Raw genomic sequence first — 20,213 nt, 5'->3', positions numbered from 1 at the left:
CGATTATCGCCGCAGCAGGCGCGTCACCACGGCAGCGCCTCGCCCTGCCAGTCGAGGAAGCGACCGGTGTCGGTGCGGCCCAGGCCGTCGATGACCCCCAGGAGCCCGGCGACCGACTGCGCCGCCTGCAGCGGCGCCTGCTCGCCACCCATGTCGGTCTGCACCCAGCCCGGATGCAGCGCCACCACCCTGATGTCGCGTTCGTGCAAGGCCGCCGACAGCAGCCGGACCACCATGTTGAGCGCCGCCTTGGTGACGCAGTAGGTCGGGGTGCCGAAGCGCGTGGTGCGCTCGATCGAGCCGAGCTGCGAGCTCATGCAGACCACGCGGGCGCCGTCGGCGAGGTACGGCGCGAGCGCCTGCGTGAGCAGGAACGGGCCCATCGCATTGGTGCGGAAGCTGTCCTCGAAGTTCGCCGCGGGCACGTGCGGCCAGCGTTCGCCGGAATGCAGCAGCCCGGCGTTGTTGATCAGCAGGTGCAGGCGTTCGTCGCCGAGCACGAGCGGCAGCTCGCGCGCGACCTCGACCTCGGACTTCGGGTCGGCGACATCGAGCGGCAGCACGTGCAGGCGCCCCGGATGCTCGGCGACCAGCCGGCCGAGCTCGTGCGCTTGCGCGGGGCGTCGCGCCGTGGCGACGACGTGGTCGCCGCGTGCGAGCAACTGCCGGCAGTACTCGAGCCCGAGCCCGCGGTTCGCGCCGGTGACGAGGACATTGCGACGGGCCATGGCCGGGCCTCCTGGGGGATGCACCCCAGTCTAGGCGCGGCGCATGCGGCCGATGCGAAGACGCGCGGCCCGCGCGTCGGCCTCGGCTACGATGCCGCGTCCGGCGTCCACGCCGGCCCCGTCCCGGAGTCCACCGATGAAGCCTGTCGCCCGCCCGCGCACCGCGGTGCTGTCCCTCGCCCTCGCCGCCGCCCTTGCGGGCATCGCGACGCCCGTCCTCGCCGCGCCCGCCGCGGCGCCCGCCGGCGTCGAGATCCCCTACGAGCAGTTCACCCTGCCGAACGGCCTGCGCGTGATCGTGCACACCGACCGCAAGGCGCCGATCGTGGCGGTGAACCTCTGGTACCACGTCGGCAGCAAGAACGAGACGCCCGGACGCACCGGCTTCGCGCATCTGTTCGAGCACCTGATGTTCAACGGCTCGGAAAACTACCGCGACGAGTTCTTCGGTCCGTTCGAGATGGTCGGCGCGACCGACCAGAACGGCACCACCGACGTCGACCGCACCAACTACTTCCAGAACGTGCCGACCAGCGCACTCGACATGGCGCTGTGGATGGAATCGGATCGCATGGGCCACCTGCTCGGCGCGATCGACCAGAAGGTGCTCGACGAGCAGCGCGGCGTGGTGCAGAACGAGAAGCGCCAGGGCGAGAACCAGCCCTACGGCCGCCGAATCACCGCGCGCATGTTCGAGGCCCTGTACCCGGCCGGCCATCCGTATTCGTGGCAGACCATCGGCTCGATGGCCGACCTCAATGCCGCCACGCTCGACGACGTCAAGACGTGGTTCAAGAGCTGGTACGGCCCGAACAATGCGGTGCTCGTGCTCGCCGGCGACATCGACGTCGCCACCGCGAAGCAGAAGGTGACGCGCTACTTCGGCGACATCCCCGCCACCGCCACGCTGCCGGAGATGGCGCCGAATATCCCCAAGCGTGCGCAGGCCACGCGCGAGTCGATTCCCGACCGCGTGCCGCAGGTGCGCATCTACCGTGCCTGGCCGGTCGCGCAGGCCGGCTCGCGCGACGCCACGCTGCTGGAGCTCTTCAGCCAGATCCTCGGCAGCAGCGCGACCTCGCGCCTCGACGCGCGCCTGGTCTACGGTGACAAGCTGGTCGACAGCGTCGGCACGTTCCTGTGGGACGCCGAGCTCGCGAGCACCTTCTTCGTCACCGCCGACGTGAAGCAGGGCGTGGATGCAGCGAAAGTCGAGGCGGTGATCGACGAGGAGCTCAAGCGCCTGGTCGAGCAGGGCCCGACCACAGCGGAGCTCGAGCAGGCGCGCACCGCGATCCGCGCGGGCTTCGTGCGCGGCGTCGAGCGCATCGGCGGCTTCGGCGGCAAGTCCGACGTGCTCGCCGAATGCGCCGTCTTCGAGGGGCGTCCCGACTGCTACAAGCAGGAGCTCGCCACGCTGATGGCGGCCACACCCGCGCAGCTGCGCGAGGTCGGCCGCAGGTGGCTCGGCACCGGCTCGCACACGATCATCGTGCAGCCGGGCGACACGCCGGCCTCCGCGCTGCCCGAGCGCGTGGTCGCTGCGCCTGCGACGAAGCCCGCGCCGCTGCCGAAGCCCGATCCGAAGTTCAAGACGGTCAAGACCGACGTCGACCGCAGCGCCGGCCCGCCGAAGACCGCGACCTTCCCCGAGCTGCGCTTCGCCGCGCCGCAGACGGCCACGCTGTCGAACGGCATGACCGTCGCGCTGGTCGAGCGCCACGAGGTGCCGGTCGTGCAGATGTCGATGGAATTCCCGGGCGGCTACAGCGCCGATGCCGGCGGCACCCTCGGCCTCGCCAGCTTCACCATGCAGATGCTCGACGAGGGCGCCGGCGAGCTCGGCGCGCTGCCGCTCAAGGCGCGCGCCGAAGGCCTCGGCGCGGACATCAGCGCCGGCGCGGGCCTCGACCATGCCGCGATCGGGCTGTCGGCGCTCACCGACAAACTCGGCGAGTCGCTCGACCTCTATGCCGACGTCGTGCGCCGTCCGCGCTTCGACGCCGCCGAGCTCGAGCGCGTGCGCGCGCAGTGGCTGGCCGGCATCAAGCAGGAGAAGGCGCGGCCGCAGACCGCGGCGCTGCGCGTCCTGCCGCCGCTGCTGTACGGCGCCGGGCATCCGTATGCGATCCCGTTCACCGGCTCCGGCACCGAAGCCTCGATCGCCTCGATCGACCGCGACGACCTCGTCGGCTTCCACCGCAACTGGCTGCAGCCGGAAAAGGCGCGCATCGTCATCGTCGGCGACACCACGCTCGCCGAGATCGTGCCCGAGCTCGAGAAGCGCTTCGGCGACTGGCGCTCGCCGGCCGGCGCGCCGTCGCTGCCGGCGGTGCAGGATGTCGCGCGGCCGTCGGGATCGCGCGTCTTCCTCGTCGACCAGCCCGGCGCCATCCAGAGCAACGTCTACGTCGCGCAGGTGGTGCCGTCCACGCGCGATGCGGCCACGGTGGACTTCGACTTCGCCAACGGCGTGCTCGGCGGCGAGTTCTCCTCGCGCCTGAACATGAACCTGCGCGAGACCAAGCACTGGGCCTACGGCGCCTACAGCAACGCGACCAATGCGCTCGGCCCGCGGCCGTGGATCGCCTCGGCCGCCGTGCAGAGCGACAAGACCGCCGAGTCGATCGCCGAGCTGCGCCGGGAAATCACCGAGTTCGCGGCCGGCACGAAGCCGCCGAGCGCGGAGGAGGTCGCGAAGATCCGCGCGGCCAACACGCTGAGCCTGCCGGGCGCGTTCGAGACCGGCTCGGCGGTGCTGTCGCAGGTCGCCGCCGACCTGCGCTACGGGCGCCCGGCCGACTACATCCTGCGCTACAAGGCGCGCAACGAGGCGATGACGCCGCAGCTCGCCGCCGAAGCGGCCAAGCGCATCGACCCGTCGAGGCTCACGTGGGTGGTCGTCGGCGACCTCGAAAAGATCGAGGCGCCCGTGAAGGCGCTCGACCTGGGCGAGGCGAAGACGCTCGACGCCGACGGCCAGCCGGCGCCGCGCTGAGCCCGAGGCCGGTTCAGGCGCGCGGGGCGACACTCCGCGCGCCGCCACCTGGAGAATCCGAATGCCGTCCTCCCGCCTGATCACGATCGGCGCGTTCGCGCTCGCGACGTCCGCCTGCACCTGGGTGCCGCTGCAGGGCGGGGCCGCCGCGGTGCGCGTGCTCCCCGCGAACGCCGCCACCGCGGGCTGCACGCAGCTCGGCGAGATCGAGGTGAACGTCACCGATCGCGTCGCCTTTTACGAGCGCAATCCGCTGCGCGTGCGCGAGGAGCTCGAGTCGATGGCCCGCAACGAGGCCGTCGGCCTCGGCGCGACCGCGGTGCGCCCGGTCGCGCCGCCCGTCGACGGCAGCCAGCGCTACACCGCCTGGCGCTGCCCGCGCTGAGGCCGCTGAACGACAGCCCTGAACGCACCGCCGCGGCCGTACGCCGGCGTGCGCGTTAGGGTCACGCGCGTTAAGCTAGCGTGTTCCCTGCCGTCCCCGAGCCCACCCATGCTGTTCCAGCACGTCGCCATCGCCGGCCTCGCCCACATCGACGCCCCGCGTCGCCTCACCACGGACGAGATCAACGCGCGCCTGCAGCCGACGCTCGACCGGCTCGGCATCAAGACCGATGTCATCAAGGACATCGCCGGCGTCGACGCGCGCCGCCTGTGGGACGGCCCGATGCTCGCCTCCGACGCGGCCACGCTCGCGGCGGTGAAGGCGCTCGCCGACGCGGGCGTGGACCCCTCGCGCATGGGCCTGCTGGTCAATACCTCGGTCAGCCGCGACTACCTCGAACCGAGCACGGCCTCGATCGTCTCCGGCAACCTCGGCCTGCCCGATACCTGCCAGAACTTCGACGTCGCCAACGCCTGCCTGGCCTTCATCAACGGCATGGACATCGCCGCGCGCATGATCGAGCGCGGCGAGATCGACTACGCGCTCGTCGTCGACGGCGAGACGGCGGACCTCGCCTACGAGAAGACCATCGAGCGCCTCACGCGCGCCGACGTCACCGAGGAAGCCTTCCGCAACGAGCTCGCGACGCTCACGCTCGGCTCGGGCGCCGCCGCGATGGTGATGGCGCGCGCCGAGCTCGCGCCGGGCGCGCCGCGCTACAAGGGCGGCGTCACGCGCGCGGCGACCGAATGGAACAAGCTCTGCCGCGGCAATCTCGACGGCATGGTCACCGACACGCGCCAGCTGCTCATCGAGGGCGTCAAGCTCGCGCAGAAGACCTTCGCCGTCGCACGCCAGAAGCTCGGCTGGGTCGCCGAGGAGCTCGACGAGTTCGTCGTGCACCAGGTGAGCAAGGTGCACACCGCGGCCTTCACCAAGGCGATGGGCATCGATCCCAAGAAGGTGCTCACCATCTTCGGCGAGCACGGCAACATCGGCCCGGCCTCGGTACCGATCGTGCTCTCCAAGCTGCGCGAGATGGGCCGCCTGAAGAAGGGCGACCGCGTCGCGCTGCTCGGCATCGGCTCGGGCCTGAACTGCTCGATGGCGGAAGTCGTCTGGTAACGCGCCGGGCGTATCGACCGCGACACCACCGGCCGCCTCGTGCGGCCGCGTGCTTTCAGGCCTGACGACATGACGGCGATGGACCCCGCGACGTTCCCCGACTACCCCTTCGTCCCGCAGCGCCTCCAGGTGCGGCCGGGTATCGCGATGAGCTATCTCGACGAGGGCCCGCGCGACGGCGAGGTCGTCGTGATGGTCCACGGCAATCCGTCGTGGAGCTACTACTGGCGCCACCTCGTGCTCGGCCTGCGTGACCGCTACCGCTGCATCGTGCCGGACCACGTCGGCATGGGGCTGTCCGACAAGCCCGACGACGGCGGCGGCGTGCGCCCGCCCCGCGCGCCCTCGTCCGATCCAGCGCATTACGACTACACGCTGCAGTCGCGCGTCGATGACCTGACGGCGCTGCTCGATCGCCTCCGCGTCACCGGTCCGGTGACGCTCGCGGTGCACGACTGGGGCGGCATGATCGGCTTCGGCTGGGCGATGGCGCACATGCCGCAGGTGCAGCGGCTCGTCATCCTCAACACCGCCGCGTTCCCGCTGCCCGAAGCGAAACCGATGCCGTGGCAGCTCTCGCTCGGGCGCGACTCGCGCCTCGGTGCCTGGGCGATCCGCCGCTTCAACCTGTTCGCGCGTGGCGCCTCGCGGTTCGGCGTAACACGGCGCATGCCACGTGCCGTGCGCGACGCCTTCGATGCGCCTTACCACGGCTGGGTGGACGCGATCTCGACGATCCGCTTCATGCAGGACATCCCCCTGCAGCCCGGCGATCGCGCGTGGCCGCTGCTGGAGCAGGTCGGTGCGGCGCTGCCGTCGTTCGCCGACCGCGCCACGCTGATCGGCTGGGGCCTGCGCGACTTCGTCTTCGACCGCCATTTCCTCGACGGGTTCCGGCGCGCGCTCCCGCAGGCCGAGGTGCATGCCTTCGACGATGCCAACCACTACGTGCTCGAGGACAAGCACGAGGTGCTGGTGCCCGCGATCCGCGATTTCCTCGACCGCACGGGGCCGCTCACGGGCTGAACGTCGCACCGCACGGTCGGCGTGACGCGTTTGCCGGGCGGGCGACAAGCGCAGTCGCGGCTTCGAGCAGCCCCGCAAGTCATGCGCCCCGCGACATCGGCTCGGCGCCGGCCTTCATGTCATCAGGCACTCGGAGCGCAGGCGCCGCACCGGTACCGATCGCCACGGCGACCTCGCCCGCGGCCGACATACCCGGACGCGTCAGGCCGGATCGATCACCGCAGCCTGCGCCGGTGCCGCCCAGTCGGCCGGCGTCAACGGCGCGAGCCCGTGCGCGATGCGCGCGCGGTCGCACTGCGCATCCACGGTGCCGTCCTCCCAGGAGGCGCTCACCTCGCGGCAGGGGCTCGGTCGCTGCGCATGGATCGTGCAGCGGCTGGAGCGGCCGATCTCCGCATCGAGCGCGATGCAGCGCGGCGCGCGCGCCCACGTGCCGCGCATGGCGACCCGGTGCGCGTCCACCGTCTCGACCAGCGCCGGCGGCACCACCCCGCCGAGCGCCGGATCGGCTTCCGACCAGTGCATCGAGACGCGGAACGCGGCGCAGCACGCGCCGCAGGCGAGGCAGGGATGGGACATCGCGCAGGGCGTCGCAGCGGGCCGGAGCGCGATTCTGACGCGCCTGCCGAGGCACGCAAGCAGGCGGAAGGCAGGCGGTTAAGCTGTGCGCCCCGCGCCGCATCCGCGCGCCGATGCCGCCCCGGATCCCGTGACCCCCGACACGCCCGCGTCCGAACCGTCGATGCCCTGCAACATCGCCGCGGCGCTGCCGCGGCTGGCGGCCGAGCGCGGCGCGCAGGTCGCGATGCGCTGCCCGGGCACGCGCGGGGCCGACGGCCTCGCGCGTTACGACGTCGAGCTCACGTACGCGCAGCTCGATGCACGCAGCGACGCGATCGCCGCAGGGCTCGCGCGTCGCGGCATCACGCGGGGCACGCGCTGCGTGGTGATGGTGCGGCCCTCGCCCGAGTTCTTCCTGCTGATGTTCGCGCTGTTCAAGTCGGGCGCGGTGCCGGTGCTGGTGGATCCCGGCATCGACAAGCGCGCGCTGAAGCAATGCCTCGACGAGGCGCGGCCGGAGGCCTTCATCGGCATCCCGCTCGCGCACGTCGCGCGCCGCCTGCTCGGCTGGGCGCCGTCGGCGCGCCTGCGCATCACCACGGGCGCGCGTGCCTGGCTCGCCGACGACACGCTCGCGCGCGCCGAAGCCGATGGCGCGAACGCCGGTCCGCAGCTCGCCGACACGCAACCGGACGACGTGGCCGCGATCCTCTTCACCAGCGGCTCCACCGGCGTGCCGAAGGGCGTGGTCTACCGGCACCGGCACTTCGTCGCGCAGGCGGCAATGCTGCGCGACGCGCTCGGCATCCGCGAGGGCGACGTCGACTTCCCCACGTTCCCGCCGTTCGCCCTGTTCGGCCCCGCGCTCGGGCTGACGTCGATCATTCCCGACATGGACGCGACGCGCCCCGCGAAGGCCGATCCGCGCCGCCTGCATGCGGCGATCGCGCGCTTCGGCGCGCAGCAGCTGTTCGGCTCGCCCGCGCTGATGCGCGTGCTCGCCGACTTCGGCGCGCCGCTGCCCACGCTGCGGCGCGTGACCTCCGCCGGCGCGCCGGTGCCCGCCGACGTGGTCGCGCGCGTGCGGGCGCTGCTGCCGGACGATGCCGGCTTCCATACGCCCTACGGCGCGACCGAATGCCTGCCGGTCGCGGTGATCGAGAGCCGCGAGCTCGCCGGCACGCGCGAGGCGACCGAAGCGGGGGCGGGCACCTGCGTGGGCCGGCCGGTGGCGCCGAACGTGGTGCGCGTGATCGGCATCGACGACGCGGCGATCGCCGAGTGGTCGGATGCGCGCGAGGTGCCGGCCGGCACCGTCGGCGAGATCACCGTCGCCGGCCCGACCGCCACCGACACGTATTTCGGCCGCGAGGCGCAGACGCGGCTCGCGAAGATCACCGAGCACCTGCCGGGTGGCGGCACGCGCGTGGTGCACCGCATGGGCGACGTCGGCTACTTCGACAGTGACGGCCGGCTGTGGTTCTGCGGACGCAAGACGCATCGCGTCGAAACCTCGACCGGGCCGCTCTACACCGAGCAGGTGGAGCCCGTCTTCAATGTGCATCCCGAAGTGCATCGCACCGCGCTGGTCGGCATCGGCCCGCACGGCGCGCAGGTCCCCGTGCTGTGCGTGGAGCTCGCCGGCGGCGTGCCCGCGTCGGCGTGGTCGCGCATCGAGCGCGAGTTGCGCGTGCTCGGCGCGCCGCATCCGCACGCTGCATCGATCGCGCGCTTCCTGCGGCATCCGGCGTTTCCGGTCGACATCCGCCACAACGCGAAGATCGGCCGCGAGGCGCTCGCGGCCTGGGCAAAGGACAAGGTGCATCCATGAGGATCCTGGTGACAGGCGGCGGCGGCTTCCTCGGGCAGGCGCTGTGCCGCGGGCTGCGCGCGCGCGGGCACGAGGTCGTCAGCTACAACCGCGGGCATTACCCGGAGCTCGAGGCGATGGGCGTCGAGCAGGTGCGCGGCGACCTCGCGACGCGTGACGGCGTACTGGCGGCGGCGCGCGGCTGCGATGCGGTGTTCCACAACGCCGCGAAGGCCGGCGCGTGGGGGCCGTATGCGGAGTATTACGCGGCCAACACCGCCGGGACGCAGCACGTCGTCGATGCCTGCCGCGCGCACGGCATTACGCGGCTCGTCTATACGTCGACACCGAGCGTGACGCATCGCGCCACGTTCCCCGTGGCCGGCCTCGGCGCCGACGCCGTGCCCTACGGCGAGGGGCTGAAATCGCCGTATGCGCAGACCAAGAAGCTCGCCGAGCAGCTGGTGCTCGCGGCGAACTCGGCGGAGCTCGCGGTCGTGGCCCTGCGGCCGCGGCTGATCTGGGGACCGGGCGACAACCAGTTGCTGCCGCGGCTGGTCGCACGGGCGAAGGCGGGGCGGCTGAAGCTCGTGGGCGACGGCAGCAACGTCGTCGACACCACATACGTCGACAACGCCGCCGACGCGCACATCGAGGCCTTCGACGCGCTCGCGCCGGGAGCGGCCTGCGCGGGCCGCGCCTACTTCATCAGCAACAGCGATCCGCGCACCATGCGCGAGACCATGAACGGCCTGCTCGCCGCGGTCGATGCGCCGCCGGTGCGCGGCAGCATCCCGTTCCGCGCCGCCTATGCGATCGGCGCTACCTGCGAGGGCCTGTGGCGCGTGCTGCCGCTGCGTGGCGAGCCGCCGATGACGCGCTTCCTCGCCGAGCAGCTCGTCACCACGCACTGGTACGATATGGGCCCCGCGCGCCGCGACTTCGGCTGGGTGCCGCGCATCTCGTTCGACGAGGGCCTCGCGCGGCTGCGCGAGGCCTGGTCGCCGCACGTCGCGCCGGCGCCCGGATGACCATCACGCCGGTGCCGGTGCCGGTGCCGGTGCGGCATCCGGAATCGGCACGGCGCGCCGATCGCCCCGCAGGCCGCGCCAGAGCAGGGCGACGGTGAACGCGATCTCGCCGAGCTGCGCCGGCACCGCGACAAGCGCGACCGTGGCCGCCCATTGCGGCGCGAGGATGCCGCTCAGGCTGAGCGCGAGATAGGCCGCGCCGTTCACGACGAGCCACGCCGCGACGACGCGCGGCACGATGCCGGAGCGCCACGCGACGACGGCGAGCGGGAACAGCCACGCGCCCCAGAAGATCTGCAGCATGTGGATGCCCGCCTCGTGCAGGCGCGCCGCGAGCCCCACGAGTGCGGCGGCCTGTGTCGCGTCGGTGCCGTCGGCCGGCGCGTCGAGCACGAGGTGCGCGATCGCGAAGTCGCCGAGCACGTTGACGAAGTAGAGGGGCACCGGCATCAGGCCGAGTACGGCCATCAGGACGGCGGGCTGCCGTCCCGCGGGGCGGAAAAGCCGGTAGAGCGCGAGCGTGAGGAAGACCTCCAGCGTCGCGCAGAACAGGTCGGTGGCGATGCCGAGCCGGAACAGCTCCGCGTTCGCCGTGATGCGCGCGACGGCAGCGGCCGCGGAGTCACCGCCGAACAGCTCGTTCTGGATGTAGACCAGGCGCACCGGCGCGACGAGGACGAGAAGCAGGTAAAGCCCGCCTGCGATCAGTGCGTGGCGTCGATTGAAGGGCATTCCATTTCTCCCGCCGGGTGCTTCACGGTAGCCGCGGGCGGGCCGACGGGCCCCGTGCCGATCGTCAGGCGGCCTTCCGGCCGCCCGATGCGGTCGACACCCGCGTATCGCAGCGCTCGCGCCTGCACCGCCCGGCGCACACGCCCGGCATAGAATGCCCGCATGGACGAACGCCGCCGCTCGCCGCTCGATGCCCTGAAGCCGCTCGCCGGGCGTGCGCTCGAGGCCGCGCTCAACCGCGCGCTGGCCCTCGACCCCGAGACCCGCGACAGCCTCCGTAGCCTCGACGGCCGCCGCATCGTGCTCCGCCTCGCCACGCCCGCACTCGCGCTGCAGGTGCAGGTCGACGGCGAGCGCCTGCGCGTCGGGCCGGTCGCGGATGAGGAAGCCGACCTCTCCGTGCGCGCGACGCTCGGCGGCCTGCTCGCGCAGCTGCCGTTCCTGCGCCGCGACGATGCCCCGCCGGTCGGCAAGCTGCGCATCGAGGGCGATGCGGACCTCGCGCGGCGGCTGCAGCGGCTCGCCGAGCGCTTCGACCCCGACTGGCAGCGCCCGTTCGTGGCCGCCTTCGGCGACATCCTCGGCGTGCAGGTGGCGGAACTCTTTGCCGGTGCGCTGCGGGGCGCGAAGACCGCCGCGGGCGTGCTCGCCACCAACACCGCCGACTTCCTGCAGCACGAGTCGCGCGACGTGATCCCGCGCGCCGAACTCGACGCCTTCTTCGACGACGTCGACGGCCTGCGCGACGACGTCGAGCGCCTCGCCGCGCGCATCAGCCGCCTGCGCGAGCGCAGGGCCGCATGACGCCGATCCTGCGCGCGTGGCGGATCGGCCGCGTGCTGATCCGCTACCGCCTCGACGCACTCCTCGACGGCACGCCGGCCGAGCGCTGGCTGCGCCTCGCGCGCCCGTTCGTGCCGCGCGCCTCCACCGAGGTCGTCGCGCTCTCGCGTGGTGCGCGCCTGCGCCTTGCGCTGCAGGAGCTCGGCCCGATCTTCGTGAAGTTCGGGCAGATCCTCTCCACGCGACGCGACCTGATCGCGCCGGATATCGCGGAGGAGCTCGCGCAGCTGCAGGACCGGGTGCGCCCCTTCGACGGCGAGGTGGCGCGGGAGATCGTCGAGCAGGCGCTCGGCCGGCCGGTCGCCGAAGCCTTCGCCACGTTCGACACCGCGCCGCTGGCGTCCGCCTCGATCGCGCAGGTGCATGCGGCCACGCTGCCGGGCAGCGGCCGCGCGGTGGTGGTGAAGGTGCTACGCCCGGGCATCCGCCGGCAGATCCGCGAGGACATCGCCCTGCTGCGCGCGCTCGCGGGCATCGTCGACCGCACGCATCCGGCCGCCGACAAGATCCGCCCGCAGGAAGTAGTGCGCGAGATCGAGTACACCCTCGACGCGGAGCTCGACCTGCAGCGCGAGGGCGGCAATGCCTCGGTGCTGCGGCGCTTCTGGCTCGACTCGGACGATCTCTACGTGCCCGAGGTGATCTGGTCGCACACCGGCGACCGCGTGCTCACGCTCGAGCGCGTGCACGGCATCCCGTCGGACGACATCGAAGCGCTCGACGCGGCCGGCATCGACCGCCGCGCGCTCGCGGCCAAGGGCGTGCGCGTCTTCTACACGCAGGTCTTCCGCGACAACTTCTTCCATGCCGACGCGCACGCCGGCAACATCTGGGTCGACACCGATCCGGCGCGCCGCGAGAACCCGCGCTTCATCGCGCTCGACTTCGGGATCATGGGCCAGCTCTCGGACGAGGACCAGTTCTACCTCGCCGAGAATTTCATGGCGATCTTCAACCGCGACTACCGCCGCATCGCCGAGCTGCACGTCGACGCCGGCTGGATGCCCGCGACCACGCGCATCGACGAGCTCGAGGCCGCCGCGCGCGCGGTCTGCGAGCCGTACTTCACCCGGCCGCTGAGCGAGATCTCGCTCGCCGAGGTGCTGGTCAAGTTGTTCCGCACCGCGCAGAAGTACGAGCTCACGCTGCAGCCGCAGCTGATCCTGCTGCAGAAGACGCTGCTCAACATCGAGGGCGTCGGCCGCCAGCTCGATCCACGCATCGACATCTTCGCGGTCGCGCGACCGGTGCTGCAGAGGATCCTGGTCAAGCGCTACAGCCCGCGCCGGCTCCTCATGGAATTCGGCAAGCGCCTGCCCGAGCTCGTCACCCAGGCGCCCGACATGCCGCGCCTGCTCCACACGTGGCTGCAGCAGCAGGTGGAAGGCCGGCAGGAGCTGTCGATGCGCTCGGCCGACCTCGCTGCGCTCACCACCGCCGTGCGCGACATGCAGAAGCGCACCGTCGCCGCGATCCTCGGCGCGGGGCTTCTGATCGTCGCCTCGGTGCTGTTCGCGCTCGACACCGGCGGGCCACGGCTGTGGTCGGTACCGGCGGCGGCGTGGGTGGCCGCGCTCGGCGGCGTGTGGGCGCTGCTCGCGGCGTGGCCGCGCCGCTGAGCCGCATGCCGCGCAACATTCGCCCGCGCGGTGGATTCAGCGCGCACCTCGACTGGCTGGTCCCGGGCCTGGCCTTCGTGCTGGTCGTCGCCGGCGGCATCGCCTGGGTGCGCGGCGTACTGCCGCGGGCCGGCGTCGGGCCCGCGCCGGGCCTCGTGCAGCGGCCGACGCCGCCCGCCACCCAGCCGCCGCTGCGTCCCGACGCGCGGCGCGTCGACACCGCGCACTACGTTATCTTCTCGACCGCCACGCCCGAGCAGACACAGCGCGTCGCCCGGGCGGTCGAGCACCTGCATGAGGCCTACGTCGGGCTGTTCCCGGTCGAACCGGCCTACGCGCGCGGCCTCGAGCTCGTGCTCTACCGCGACCGCCGCGAGTTCCAGCGCTCCAGCGGCAGCCGCATGCCCTGGGCGGAGGCCTACTACCTCCGCCCGCGCAGCCATGCCTACTTCGGCGAGGGCGACAATCCGTACCACTGGATGCTGCACGAGGCCACGCACCAGCTGATGCGCCAGGCGTCGGGCTTCGCGCCGCGCCGCTGGTTCGACGAGGGCATCGCGACCTACTTCGGCACCAGCCTGATCGACGACCGCGGTCTGCAGCCGGGCCGCATCGATACCGCGACATATCCGGTCTGGTGGCTGCGCGACCATCGGCTCAGCGGCGACCTGGCGAAAGACCTTCGCAGCGGTGCAGTGATCCCGCTGCGCGCCGTGCTCACCAATACCGGGCCCGACTTCAGCACCGCGTTCAACCGCTACTACGTGCAGTACTGGAGCCTGGTGCATTTCCTGATGCACGCCGATGGCGGCCGCCATGCACAGGCCTTCCGCAGGCTCGTCGCCCGGGGCGGCACGGTCGACGAGTTCGAGCGGCTCATCGGCCCGGTGGAGGCGATCGAGCGCGACTGGTATGCCTACCTCGTCGCGCTGACCGCGCAGGCGCGCGACGGGCGTCTGCACGGGAGCTCCGGCCCCGGCTGAGCCGGCGCGGTCACGTCCGCGCGGCGCCGGGGTGGGCCGCGTCCACGAAGCGTCACGATCGACCACCTCGCGATCTCCGGCTGGACCGTAGCGACCGGGGCATCCCGGGCCGATCGCCGTCGGCGCAGTCGTGCATTACGAGGCACCCCGCGACAGCGCACGGGGTTCCAGCTCCGGCGCCGTCGTCCTGCATACCGCGCGATGTGGCACGCATGCGGTCGCCCGGTCAGGGCGATCGCGCGGTCGCAGGCGGTGCCGCGCCGTCGAAGTCCCCGGCGAGGTAGACACTCAGCCGCTCGGGGCGGACCTTGCGACGCAGCGCGGCATTGACGGCGTCCACGGTCAGCGCGGCGAGTGCGGCGTCGACGCGCTTCTGGAAGTCGAGCGTGCGCTGCAGGTAGAGGTTGCGCGCGAGCATGCCGGCCACGGTGGCGTCGCTCGCCCGAGCCTGCCGGCGCTGGGTGAGCAGGCCCGAGACGGCGTCGCGCAATTCATCCGCGGTGACGCCGCCACTGACGAGCCGCGCGAGTTCCTCGCGGATCGCGGCCTCCACGCGCTCGGCGTTCTGCGGCGCGGCGATGGCCTGGATGGTGAGCGCGCCGGCGTCGTCGCGGCCGTCGATGCTCGCGTCCGCGCTGATGCTGCTGGAGACGCCGTAGCTCAGGCCGTCCTTCTGGCGGACGCGGTCGCCCAGGCGCGACTTCAGCGTGCCGCCGCCGAGGATGCTGCTGGCCACGAGCAGGGCGGGGTAGTCGGGGTCGGCCTCGTTGAGCGGCAGGTTCAGGCGCGCGAGCACGACAGCGTTCGCCTTGTCGGGCGCGGCGAGGCGCTCGCGCTCGGGCGTGATGTCGACATGCGACGTGCGGATCGGCGCGAACGGCACCGGCGCGCGCCAGCCGGCGAACAGCGTCTCGATGCGGGTACGCATCTCCACCGGATCGAAATCGCCGACGACGGTGATCTCGCCTTCCGCCGTGCCGTAGAAGGCCGCATGGAATCGGCGCACGTCGTCGAGCGTGAGCGCGCGCAGGTCGGCGAGGGTCTCGTCGAGCGAGCGATGGCGCAGCGGATGGCCCTCGGGCCAGACGTCGAAGTGCTCGGCCATGGCACGCCCCGCGATCGAGCCCGGGTCGGCGCGCGAGGCGTCCAGCCCGGTGATCGCCTGCAGCCGCAGCTGCTCGAATTCGGCCTCGGGGAACGTCGGCTCGCGCAGCAGCCGCGCGGCGAGGTCGAGGGCCTCGCCGACGTGCTCGCGGCGCGAGAGCAGGTCGATCGACGCGCCCTGCAGCCCGCCGGAAACCCCGCCCTGCGTGCGCAGCGCGGTCAGGCGCGCATCGATCGTGGCGCGGTCGAGGCCGCGGGCGCCACGCATCAGCATCGCGCCGACGAGGCCGGCGGCGCGATGCGGGCCGCGCGCGAGCGCCTGGGCATCGGCGAACCGGAAGTCGGCCTGCACGGTGACGGTGTCGCCGCGGGTGTCCTTGGGCAGCAGCGCCACCTTCAGCCGCTCGCCGACGGTGAAGACCTGCGTGCGCGCCTCAATGTTGTCGAGCGTGGCCTCGAAGGCCTCGCCGGCGGAGACGGCGGTGCGTCCCGAATAGCCCTTCAGCGCGTCGGCCGCGGCGGGCGCGACGGGGATCTCCGCGCGGTCCGGTGCGTCCGTCGGCACGAAGCGGCCGAGCGTGCGGTTGGCCGGCTTGAGGTAGGCGCGCGCGACGCGGTTGACGTCGTCGGCGGTGACCTTCGCGATGCGGTCGCGCTGCAGGAAGTACAGGCGCCAGTCGCCGCTGGCGAGCGCACCGGTTAGGCCCATGGCGACGGCGTTCACGTCGGTCAGGCGGGTCTCGTAGACGTTCTCGATGCGTTGCCGTGCGCGCGCGACCTCGTCCGCGGTGACCGGGCGCGTGGCGAGGGCTTCCACCTGACGCAGCAGCTCGGCCTCGACCTTCACCGCATCGGCCTCGCGACCGGCGACGGCGATGATCGTCGCCAGGCCCGCATCGCGCAGTGCCTCGACGCCGGCGACGGTGCCCGCGGCCAGCCGCGGCTCGACGAGCGCGGCATGCAGCCGTCCGCCGGGGACGTCGCCGAGCACGTCGGCGAGCACCGCGAGCGCGGCGCTGTCGGGATGCGTGATGGCGGGCACGTGGTAGGCGAGCATCAGCAGCTGCAGGTCGCCGCGACGGCGGACGGTGACGGCGCGCTCGCCGTCCTGCACGGGCTCGACGGTATACGCGGCCGGCAGCGGCGTCGCGGGCCGCTTCAGCGGACCGAAGTGCCGGACCACGCGGGCGAGGGCGGCCTCCGGCTCGATGCGCCCGGCGATCACGAGGGTCGCGTTGTCCGGCCGATACCACGCGCGGTAGAAGGCCTGCAGTCGCTCGATCGGTACGTTCTCGACGTCGCTGCGCGCACCGATCGTCGAATTGCCGTAGTTGTGCCAGTCGAACGCGGCGGCGCGCACGCGCTGGCCGAGCACGCGGCCCGGCTCGTTCTCGCCCGCCTCGAGCTCGTTGCGCACCACGGTCATCTCGCTGTCGAGATCCTTCTTCGCGACGAACGAGTTCGTCATGCGATCGGCCTCGAGCGCGAGCAGCCAGTCGAGCGTGGCGTCGTCGGCGGGAAAGCTGCCGAAGTAATTGGTGCGGTCGAGCGAGGTCGTGGCGTTGTAGGCGATGCCGCGCTTCCTCATGTCGCCGGGGATGTCGCGGTGCGTCGGCGTGCCCTTGAACAGCAGGTGCTCCAGAAGGTGCGCCATGCCGGTCTCGCCGTAGTTCTCGTGCACCGAGCCGACCCCGTAGGTGAGGTTGACCGTCACCGTCGGGCGCGTGGCGTCCGGGAATAGCAGCATGCGCAGGCCGTTGGGGAGGCGGTATTCGCAGATGCCTTCGACGCAAGGTCCCGCGGCGACGCCCGGGGGCAGCGTGGGCGCGGCCTGCAGGGCGGGGGCGAGGGCGCAGGCGAGGAGCAGCGGGAGCAGGCGTCGGGACGGCGGGAGACGGGGCACGGGCGGCATCGTGGCGTGGGAGCGCCGATTCTGCACGCCGGCGCACGCGCCGGCCGTGCGATCGCCGATGGCATTGCAGCGGCTGTCAGGTTTCGCGGCCGGGTCCGGACTATCGAAGGACATCACCGGAGCTGCCCATGGACCGATCGCTCGCCGCCTCCTTCACGTCGCCCGTCACCCTCGCCGTCAATCCCGATGCCGTCCTGCCCGCGGCGCGGGCCCTCCAATGGCTGCGGGCAGGCGTTCGCATCCTGCGTATCGCACCGCTGCGCATCGTGCTCCTCGCGCTCGCGCCGATCCTGCTCGAGGCGCTGTGCCAGATGCTGCCGTCGGCCGGCGTGGTGCTGTCCAAGCTGCTCACCCCGGTCGCGGCCGCGGCGATGCTCGTGCTGCTCGACCGGCGCGTCCGCCATGGCGGCTTCGCGCCCGCCGTGGCTCTTCGGCACTGGATCGAGCGGCTGCCGGCGGTCGCGACGGTCGCCCTGTTCTCGACGGGCGTGTTCGCCGTCCAGCTCGCGGTCGCCGCGGTGCTCGCGGGCGTGCCGAATGCCGTCGCGCTCGCCAGCGGTGCCGTCGCCGACCTGCACATGACGCGCCTGCAGATGGCGCTGGTCCTCGCGTCGGGCTGCCTGCCCGCGGTCGCGCTGACGTTCGTCATGCCACGCGTGCTGTTCGACGGCCTCGGCGCGGTGGCGGCGATGATCGACAATGCCCGCGCGGTGGCCCGCGCCTGGAAGCCGGTCGGCGTGATCATGCTGCTGTCGGCGGTCCTGGTCGGCGGACTCGTTGTCTGGCCCGCGCTGCTGCTCGTCGTCCTGCCGATGGGGTTGACCGTGGGGTATGCGATGTACCGCGACGTCTTCGACGCGCCCACCGACCGATGACGCCGCCGGCGATCGACGACGTGCTCGCCGAGCACGGCGCGATGCTCTCGCGCATCGCCGCGAGCGTGGAGGCCGACCCGGTGCGCCGGCAGGACCTGCTGCAGGAGATCGCGCTCGCGCTGTGGCGCGCCCTGCCGGCATTCCGCGGCGAGGCCGGGCTGCGCACGTTCGTCGCGCGCGTCGCGCAGAACCGCGCGGTGGACCATGTCGCGCGCCACGCCGGGCGCGCGGGCCTGCCGCTCGACGAGACGCACGTCGACGAGCACGGTGACCCGATCGACTCGGCCGATGCCGTGCAGCGTCGCGGCCGCCTGCTCGCCGCGATCCGTCGCCTGCCGGTCGGCCAGCGCCAGGCCGTCGTGCTCGCGCTGGAGGGCTTCAGCCAGCGCGAGATCGCCGAGGCCCTCGGCGTCGAAGAGAACAGCATCGCCCAACGACTGAGCCGCGCGCGTCGCCAGCTGCGCGCGTGGCTGGAGCCCATCGCATGACCCCCACGAACGACGACTGGTCCGGACTCGACGCCCTGTGGCGCACGCAGCCCGTCGACCTGCCCGACCTCGACCGCCTCCGCCGCGAGGCCGCCGCCGGCCGCCGGCGCGCGCGTCTGCTCTCCCTGCTCGACATCGCATCCGTCGTGCTCGCGGCGCTCGTGGTCGGGCGCTTCGTCGCCACGGCACCCGCATTCGGCCTGCGCGAGGCGGTGGCGCTCGGCTTGCTCGCCGCCGGGCTGGTGTTCGCGGGCTGGACGGTGCGCTACCGGCGCACCGCCGTCGCCCACGAGGGCCTCGCGCCGCGGGCGATGGTCGCGGCGGAGATACGACGGGCGCTCGCGGCCCGACGCTTCTGGCGCGTCAACACGCGGGTGATGCTCGGGCTCTCGGCGCTGCTGGCGGTGCTCGCGCTCGCGCAGCTCGCGGGTGCGCCGGGCCTGCCGCGCGGCCATGCGCTGTGGATCACCGTGCTGGCGAACCTCCCGCTGGTGGCCGCGTCGTGCCTGTGGGCGCGGCGGCGGGAGCGCGAGCTGCGCGCGCGGGTCGAGCACCTCGAAGCGATCGGCCGTCAGCTGGAGGCCTGATCGGGCGCTGCGGCCCTCGCGCCGCGCCCTCCCGCGACGCTGTGGCGTTCGACCCGCGTCGCCTGCCGCGCGCGCAGGCGCCGGGCATGGAGGATCGCGCCGCGATCGCCGCCGGTGAGCGCACCCCGCGTGCCCCGGCCTCGGTGGTGCGACGGGCGTCCCGAAAACCGGCTTCGCGACGCTCAGGCCTCGCCATCGGCGGCCGATAACCGGGACGGGTGCGTCCTTCCGGCGCGCCGCCGGAGCCGCCGTTGTCCCGCTTCGCCTCCCGCGTCCTGAGCCTGCTGGCGAGCGACGACCGCCGTCGCCGCCTGCGCCTCGCGCAGTGGCTCATCGCCAGCCTCGTCTACGCCGGAGCCGCGGCGCTGCTGGTGCCCGGTGTCGGCCAGGGCTGGATCAGCGCCGCCGCGCTTGCGCCGTGGCTGGGATTCATCGGGCTGGTGATGGCGGCGGGCTACGTCGCCCTGCGCAGCGGATGGAGCGAGCGCTTCCGTGATCCCTCGCTCACCGTCTGGCAGCTCTCGATGGGCGTGCTCGCGGTGAACTGGGGTTACCTGATCTGCGGGCCGATGCGCACGTCCGCGCTGTTTCCGATCATGGTGATCTTCGCGTTCGGCGCCTTCACCCTGCGGTGGCGGCAGATCGCCTTCGTCACCGTGCTCGCCGTGTCGAGCCTGGTGGCCGCGGTGGTCGCGCGGACGCTGCATCCGGAATGGGTGCCCGCCCGTGGCGAGGTTTCGGCGCTGCGCGTCGACGTCAACAACGTGCTGATGCTGATCGTGGTGCTGCCCGCGCTGGCGGTGATCGCCGCGCGGCTCTCCGCGCTGCGCCAGAAGCTGCGCGACCAGCGCGAGGCGCTCGCGCGCGCGCTGTCGGAGGTCGAGCGGCTCGCGACGTCGGACGAGCTCACCGGCCTGCCGAACCGGCGCTCGATGAAGCTGCGGCTCGAGCAGGGCGTGGCGATGTCGACGCGGCAGGTCGCGCCGCTGTGCGTGGCGATCCTCGACATCGACCACTTCAAGGCGGTCAACGACGACTTCGGGCACGCGGCGGGCGACGGCGTGCTGCAGAGCTTCGCCCGGCTCGCCAGCGGCGACCTGCGGGCGACCGACGTACTCGGCCGATGGGGCGGCGAGGAGTTCCTGCTCGTGCTGCCGGGCGGATGCGAGGGCATCGAGCGCGTGATCGAGCGCATCCGCGTGCGCGTGCGGCGGGACTGCCTGCGCGCACGCGCCGTGACCTTCTCGGCCGGGATCGCCCAGCATCGCCCGGGCGAGGACGCCGAGGCGCTGCTCGCACGGGCGGATGCCGCGCTCTACCGCGCGAAGGCGGCGGGGCGGGACCGCACGCTGGTCGACGCCTGACGCGCCAGCGCGTCGAATCGCGATGCTCGGCATGCGGCATGC

The 20,213-nt window shown here is 72.8% G+C and carries 17 protein-coding genes; 13 read left to right on the top strand and 4 right to left on the bottom strand.

The genetic code is table 11. The annotated features are described in order from the left end of the window. Positions 1-23: 23 nt before the first annotated feature. Entirely contained in the window at positions 24-728 is a 705-nt protein-coding gene (locus ACYVJJ_RS02370; RefSeq protein WP_460830784.1) for an SDR family oxidoreductase, read from the bottom strand. Between the two features lie 136 nt (positions 729-864). Between ACYVJJ_RS02370 and ACYVJJ_RS02365 the strand changes: the two genes are divergently transcribed. From ACYVJJ_RS02365 to ACYVJJ_RS02350, 4 genes are all read left to right on the top strand, one after another. Beyond that, a complete protein-coding gene (locus ACYVJJ_RS02365) occupies positions 865-3,726 on the top strand; it encodes a M16 family metallopeptidase (RefSeq protein ID WP_460830782.1) in 2,862 nt (953 codons plus the stop codon). Between the two features lie 61 nt (positions 3,727-3,787). Next, positions 3,788-4,111, top strand: a complete 324-nt coding sequence (locus ACYVJJ_RS02360; RefSeq protein ID WP_460830781.1) for a DUF4156 domain-containing protein — start codon at positions 3,788-3,790, stop codon at positions 4,109-4,111. Positions 4,112-4,219: 108 nt separating this feature from the next. Further along, entirely contained in the window at positions 4,220-5,236 is a 1,017-nt protein-coding gene (locus tag ACYVJJ_RS02355) for a 3-oxoacyl-ACP synthase III (protein ID WP_460830779.1), read from the top strand. 78 nt (positions 5,237-5,314) lie between these two features. Next, entirely contained in the window at positions 5,315-6,262 is a 948-nt protein-coding gene (locus ACYVJJ_RS02350; protein WP_460830884.1) for an alpha/beta fold hydrolase, read from the top strand. 201 nt (positions 6,263-6,463) lie between these two features. Here ACYVJJ_RS02350 and ACYVJJ_RS02345 read toward each other — a convergent pair whose 3' ends face one another. Further along, positions 6,464-6,841, bottom strand: a complete 378-nt coding sequence (locus ACYVJJ_RS02345) for a YkgJ family cysteine cluster protein (protein ID WP_460830777.1) — start codon at positions 6,839-6,841, stop codon at positions 6,464-6,466. A gap of 163 nt (positions 6,842-7,004) precedes the next feature. Here ACYVJJ_RS02345 and oleC point away from each other — a divergent pair, with 163 nt between their 5' ends. Next, the gene (oleC, locus tag ACYVJJ_RS02340) at positions 7,005-8,654 is read left to right on the top strand and encodes an olefin beta-lactone synthetase (RefSeq protein WP_460830882.1); all 1,650 of its coding nucleotides are present in this window, start codon (positions 7,005-7,007) and stop codon (positions 8,652-8,654) included. After that, on the top strand, positions 8,651-9,664 hold the full coding sequence (gene oleD, locus ACYVJJ_RS02335) for a 2-alkyl-3-oxoalkanoate reductase (protein WP_460830775.1): 1,014 nt from the start codon (positions 8,651-8,653) through the stop codon (positions 9,662-9,664). The genes oleC and oleD overlap by 4 nt, the downstream gene beginning before the upstream one ends. 3 nt (positions 9,665-9,667) lie before the next feature. Here oleD and ACYVJJ_RS02330 read toward each other — a convergent pair whose 3' ends face one another. Further along, a complete protein-coding gene (locus ACYVJJ_RS02330) occupies positions 9,668-10,396 on the bottom strand; it encodes a DUF4386 domain-containing protein (RefSeq protein ID WP_460830774.1) in 729 nt (242 codons plus the stop codon). 162 nt (positions 10,397-10,558) lie between these two features. Between ACYVJJ_RS02330 and ACYVJJ_RS02325 the strand changes: the two genes are divergently transcribed. The 3 genes from ACYVJJ_RS02325 to ACYVJJ_RS02315 are packed head-to-tail and all read left to right on the top strand — an operon-like array spanning position 10,559 to position 13,841. Next, positions 10,559-11,200 carry a ubiquinone biosynthesis accessory factor UbiJ gene (locus tag ACYVJJ_RS02325; protein ID WP_460830772.1) on the top strand — a complete coding sequence of 214 codons (642 nt, stop codon included), beginning with the start codon at positions 10,559-10,561 and terminating at the stop codon, positions 11,198-11,200. Further along, positions 11,197-12,858 (top strand): ubiquinone biosynthesis regulatory protein kinase UbiB, encoded by a 1,662-nt coding sequence (gene ubiB, locus ACYVJJ_RS02320; protein ID WP_460830770.1) that lies wholly within the window; start codon positions 11,197-11,199, stop codon positions 12,856-12,858. Before ACYVJJ_RS02325 ends, ubiB begins: the two co-directional genes overlap by 4 nt. A gap of 5 nt (positions 12,859-12,863) precedes the next feature. Continuing rightward, positions 12,864-13,841: a hypothetical protein gene (locus ACYVJJ_RS02315; protein ID WP_460830768.1), complete on the top strand. Its 978-nt coding sequence runs from the start codon at positions 12,864-12,866 to the stop codon at positions 13,839-13,841. Between the two features lie 226 nt (positions 13,842-14,067). Here the strand turns inward: ACYVJJ_RS02315 and ACYVJJ_RS02310 are convergent, their stop codons facing one another. Then, positions 14,068-16,848 (bottom strand): M16 family metallopeptidase, encoded by a 2,781-nt coding sequence (locus tag ACYVJJ_RS02310; protein WP_460830766.1) that lies wholly within the window; start codon positions 16,846-16,848, stop codon positions 14,068-14,070. A gap of 137 nt (positions 16,849-16,985) precedes the next feature. Between ACYVJJ_RS02310 and ACYVJJ_RS02305 the strand changes: the two genes are divergently transcribed. From ACYVJJ_RS02305 to ACYVJJ_RS02290, 4 genes are all read left to right on the top strand, one after another. Beyond that, the gene (locus ACYVJJ_RS02305) at positions 16,986-17,732 is read left to right on the top strand and encodes a DUF2189 domain-containing protein (RefSeq protein WP_460830765.1); all 747 of its coding nucleotides are present in this window, start codon (positions 16,986-16,988) and stop codon (positions 17,730-17,732) included. Further along, positions 17,729-18,220 (top strand): RNA polymerase sigma factor, encoded by a 492-nt coding sequence (locus ACYVJJ_RS02300; RefSeq protein ID WP_460830763.1) that lies wholly within the window; start codon positions 17,729-17,731, stop codon positions 18,218-18,220. The genes ACYVJJ_RS02305 and ACYVJJ_RS02300 overlap by 4 nt, the downstream gene beginning before the upstream one ends. Next, positions 18,217-18,807, top strand: a complete 591-nt coding sequence (locus tag ACYVJJ_RS02295; RefSeq protein ID WP_460830762.1) for a hypothetical protein — start codon at positions 18,217-18,219, stop codon at positions 18,805-18,807. Before ACYVJJ_RS02300 ends, ACYVJJ_RS02295 begins: the two co-directional genes overlap by 4 nt. A 251-nt stretch (positions 18,808-19,058) precedes the next feature. Further along, entirely contained in the window at positions 19,059-20,171 is a 1,113-nt protein-coding gene (locus tag ACYVJJ_RS02290; protein WP_460830760.1) for a diguanylate cyclase, read from the top strand. Positions 20,172-20,213: the final 42 nt, after the last annotated feature.

The sequence above is a fragment of the Lysobacter humi (ex Lee et al. 2017) genome, assembly GCF_054781815.1.
This window is presented reverse-complemented; position numbering and strand designations above follow the sequence as displayed.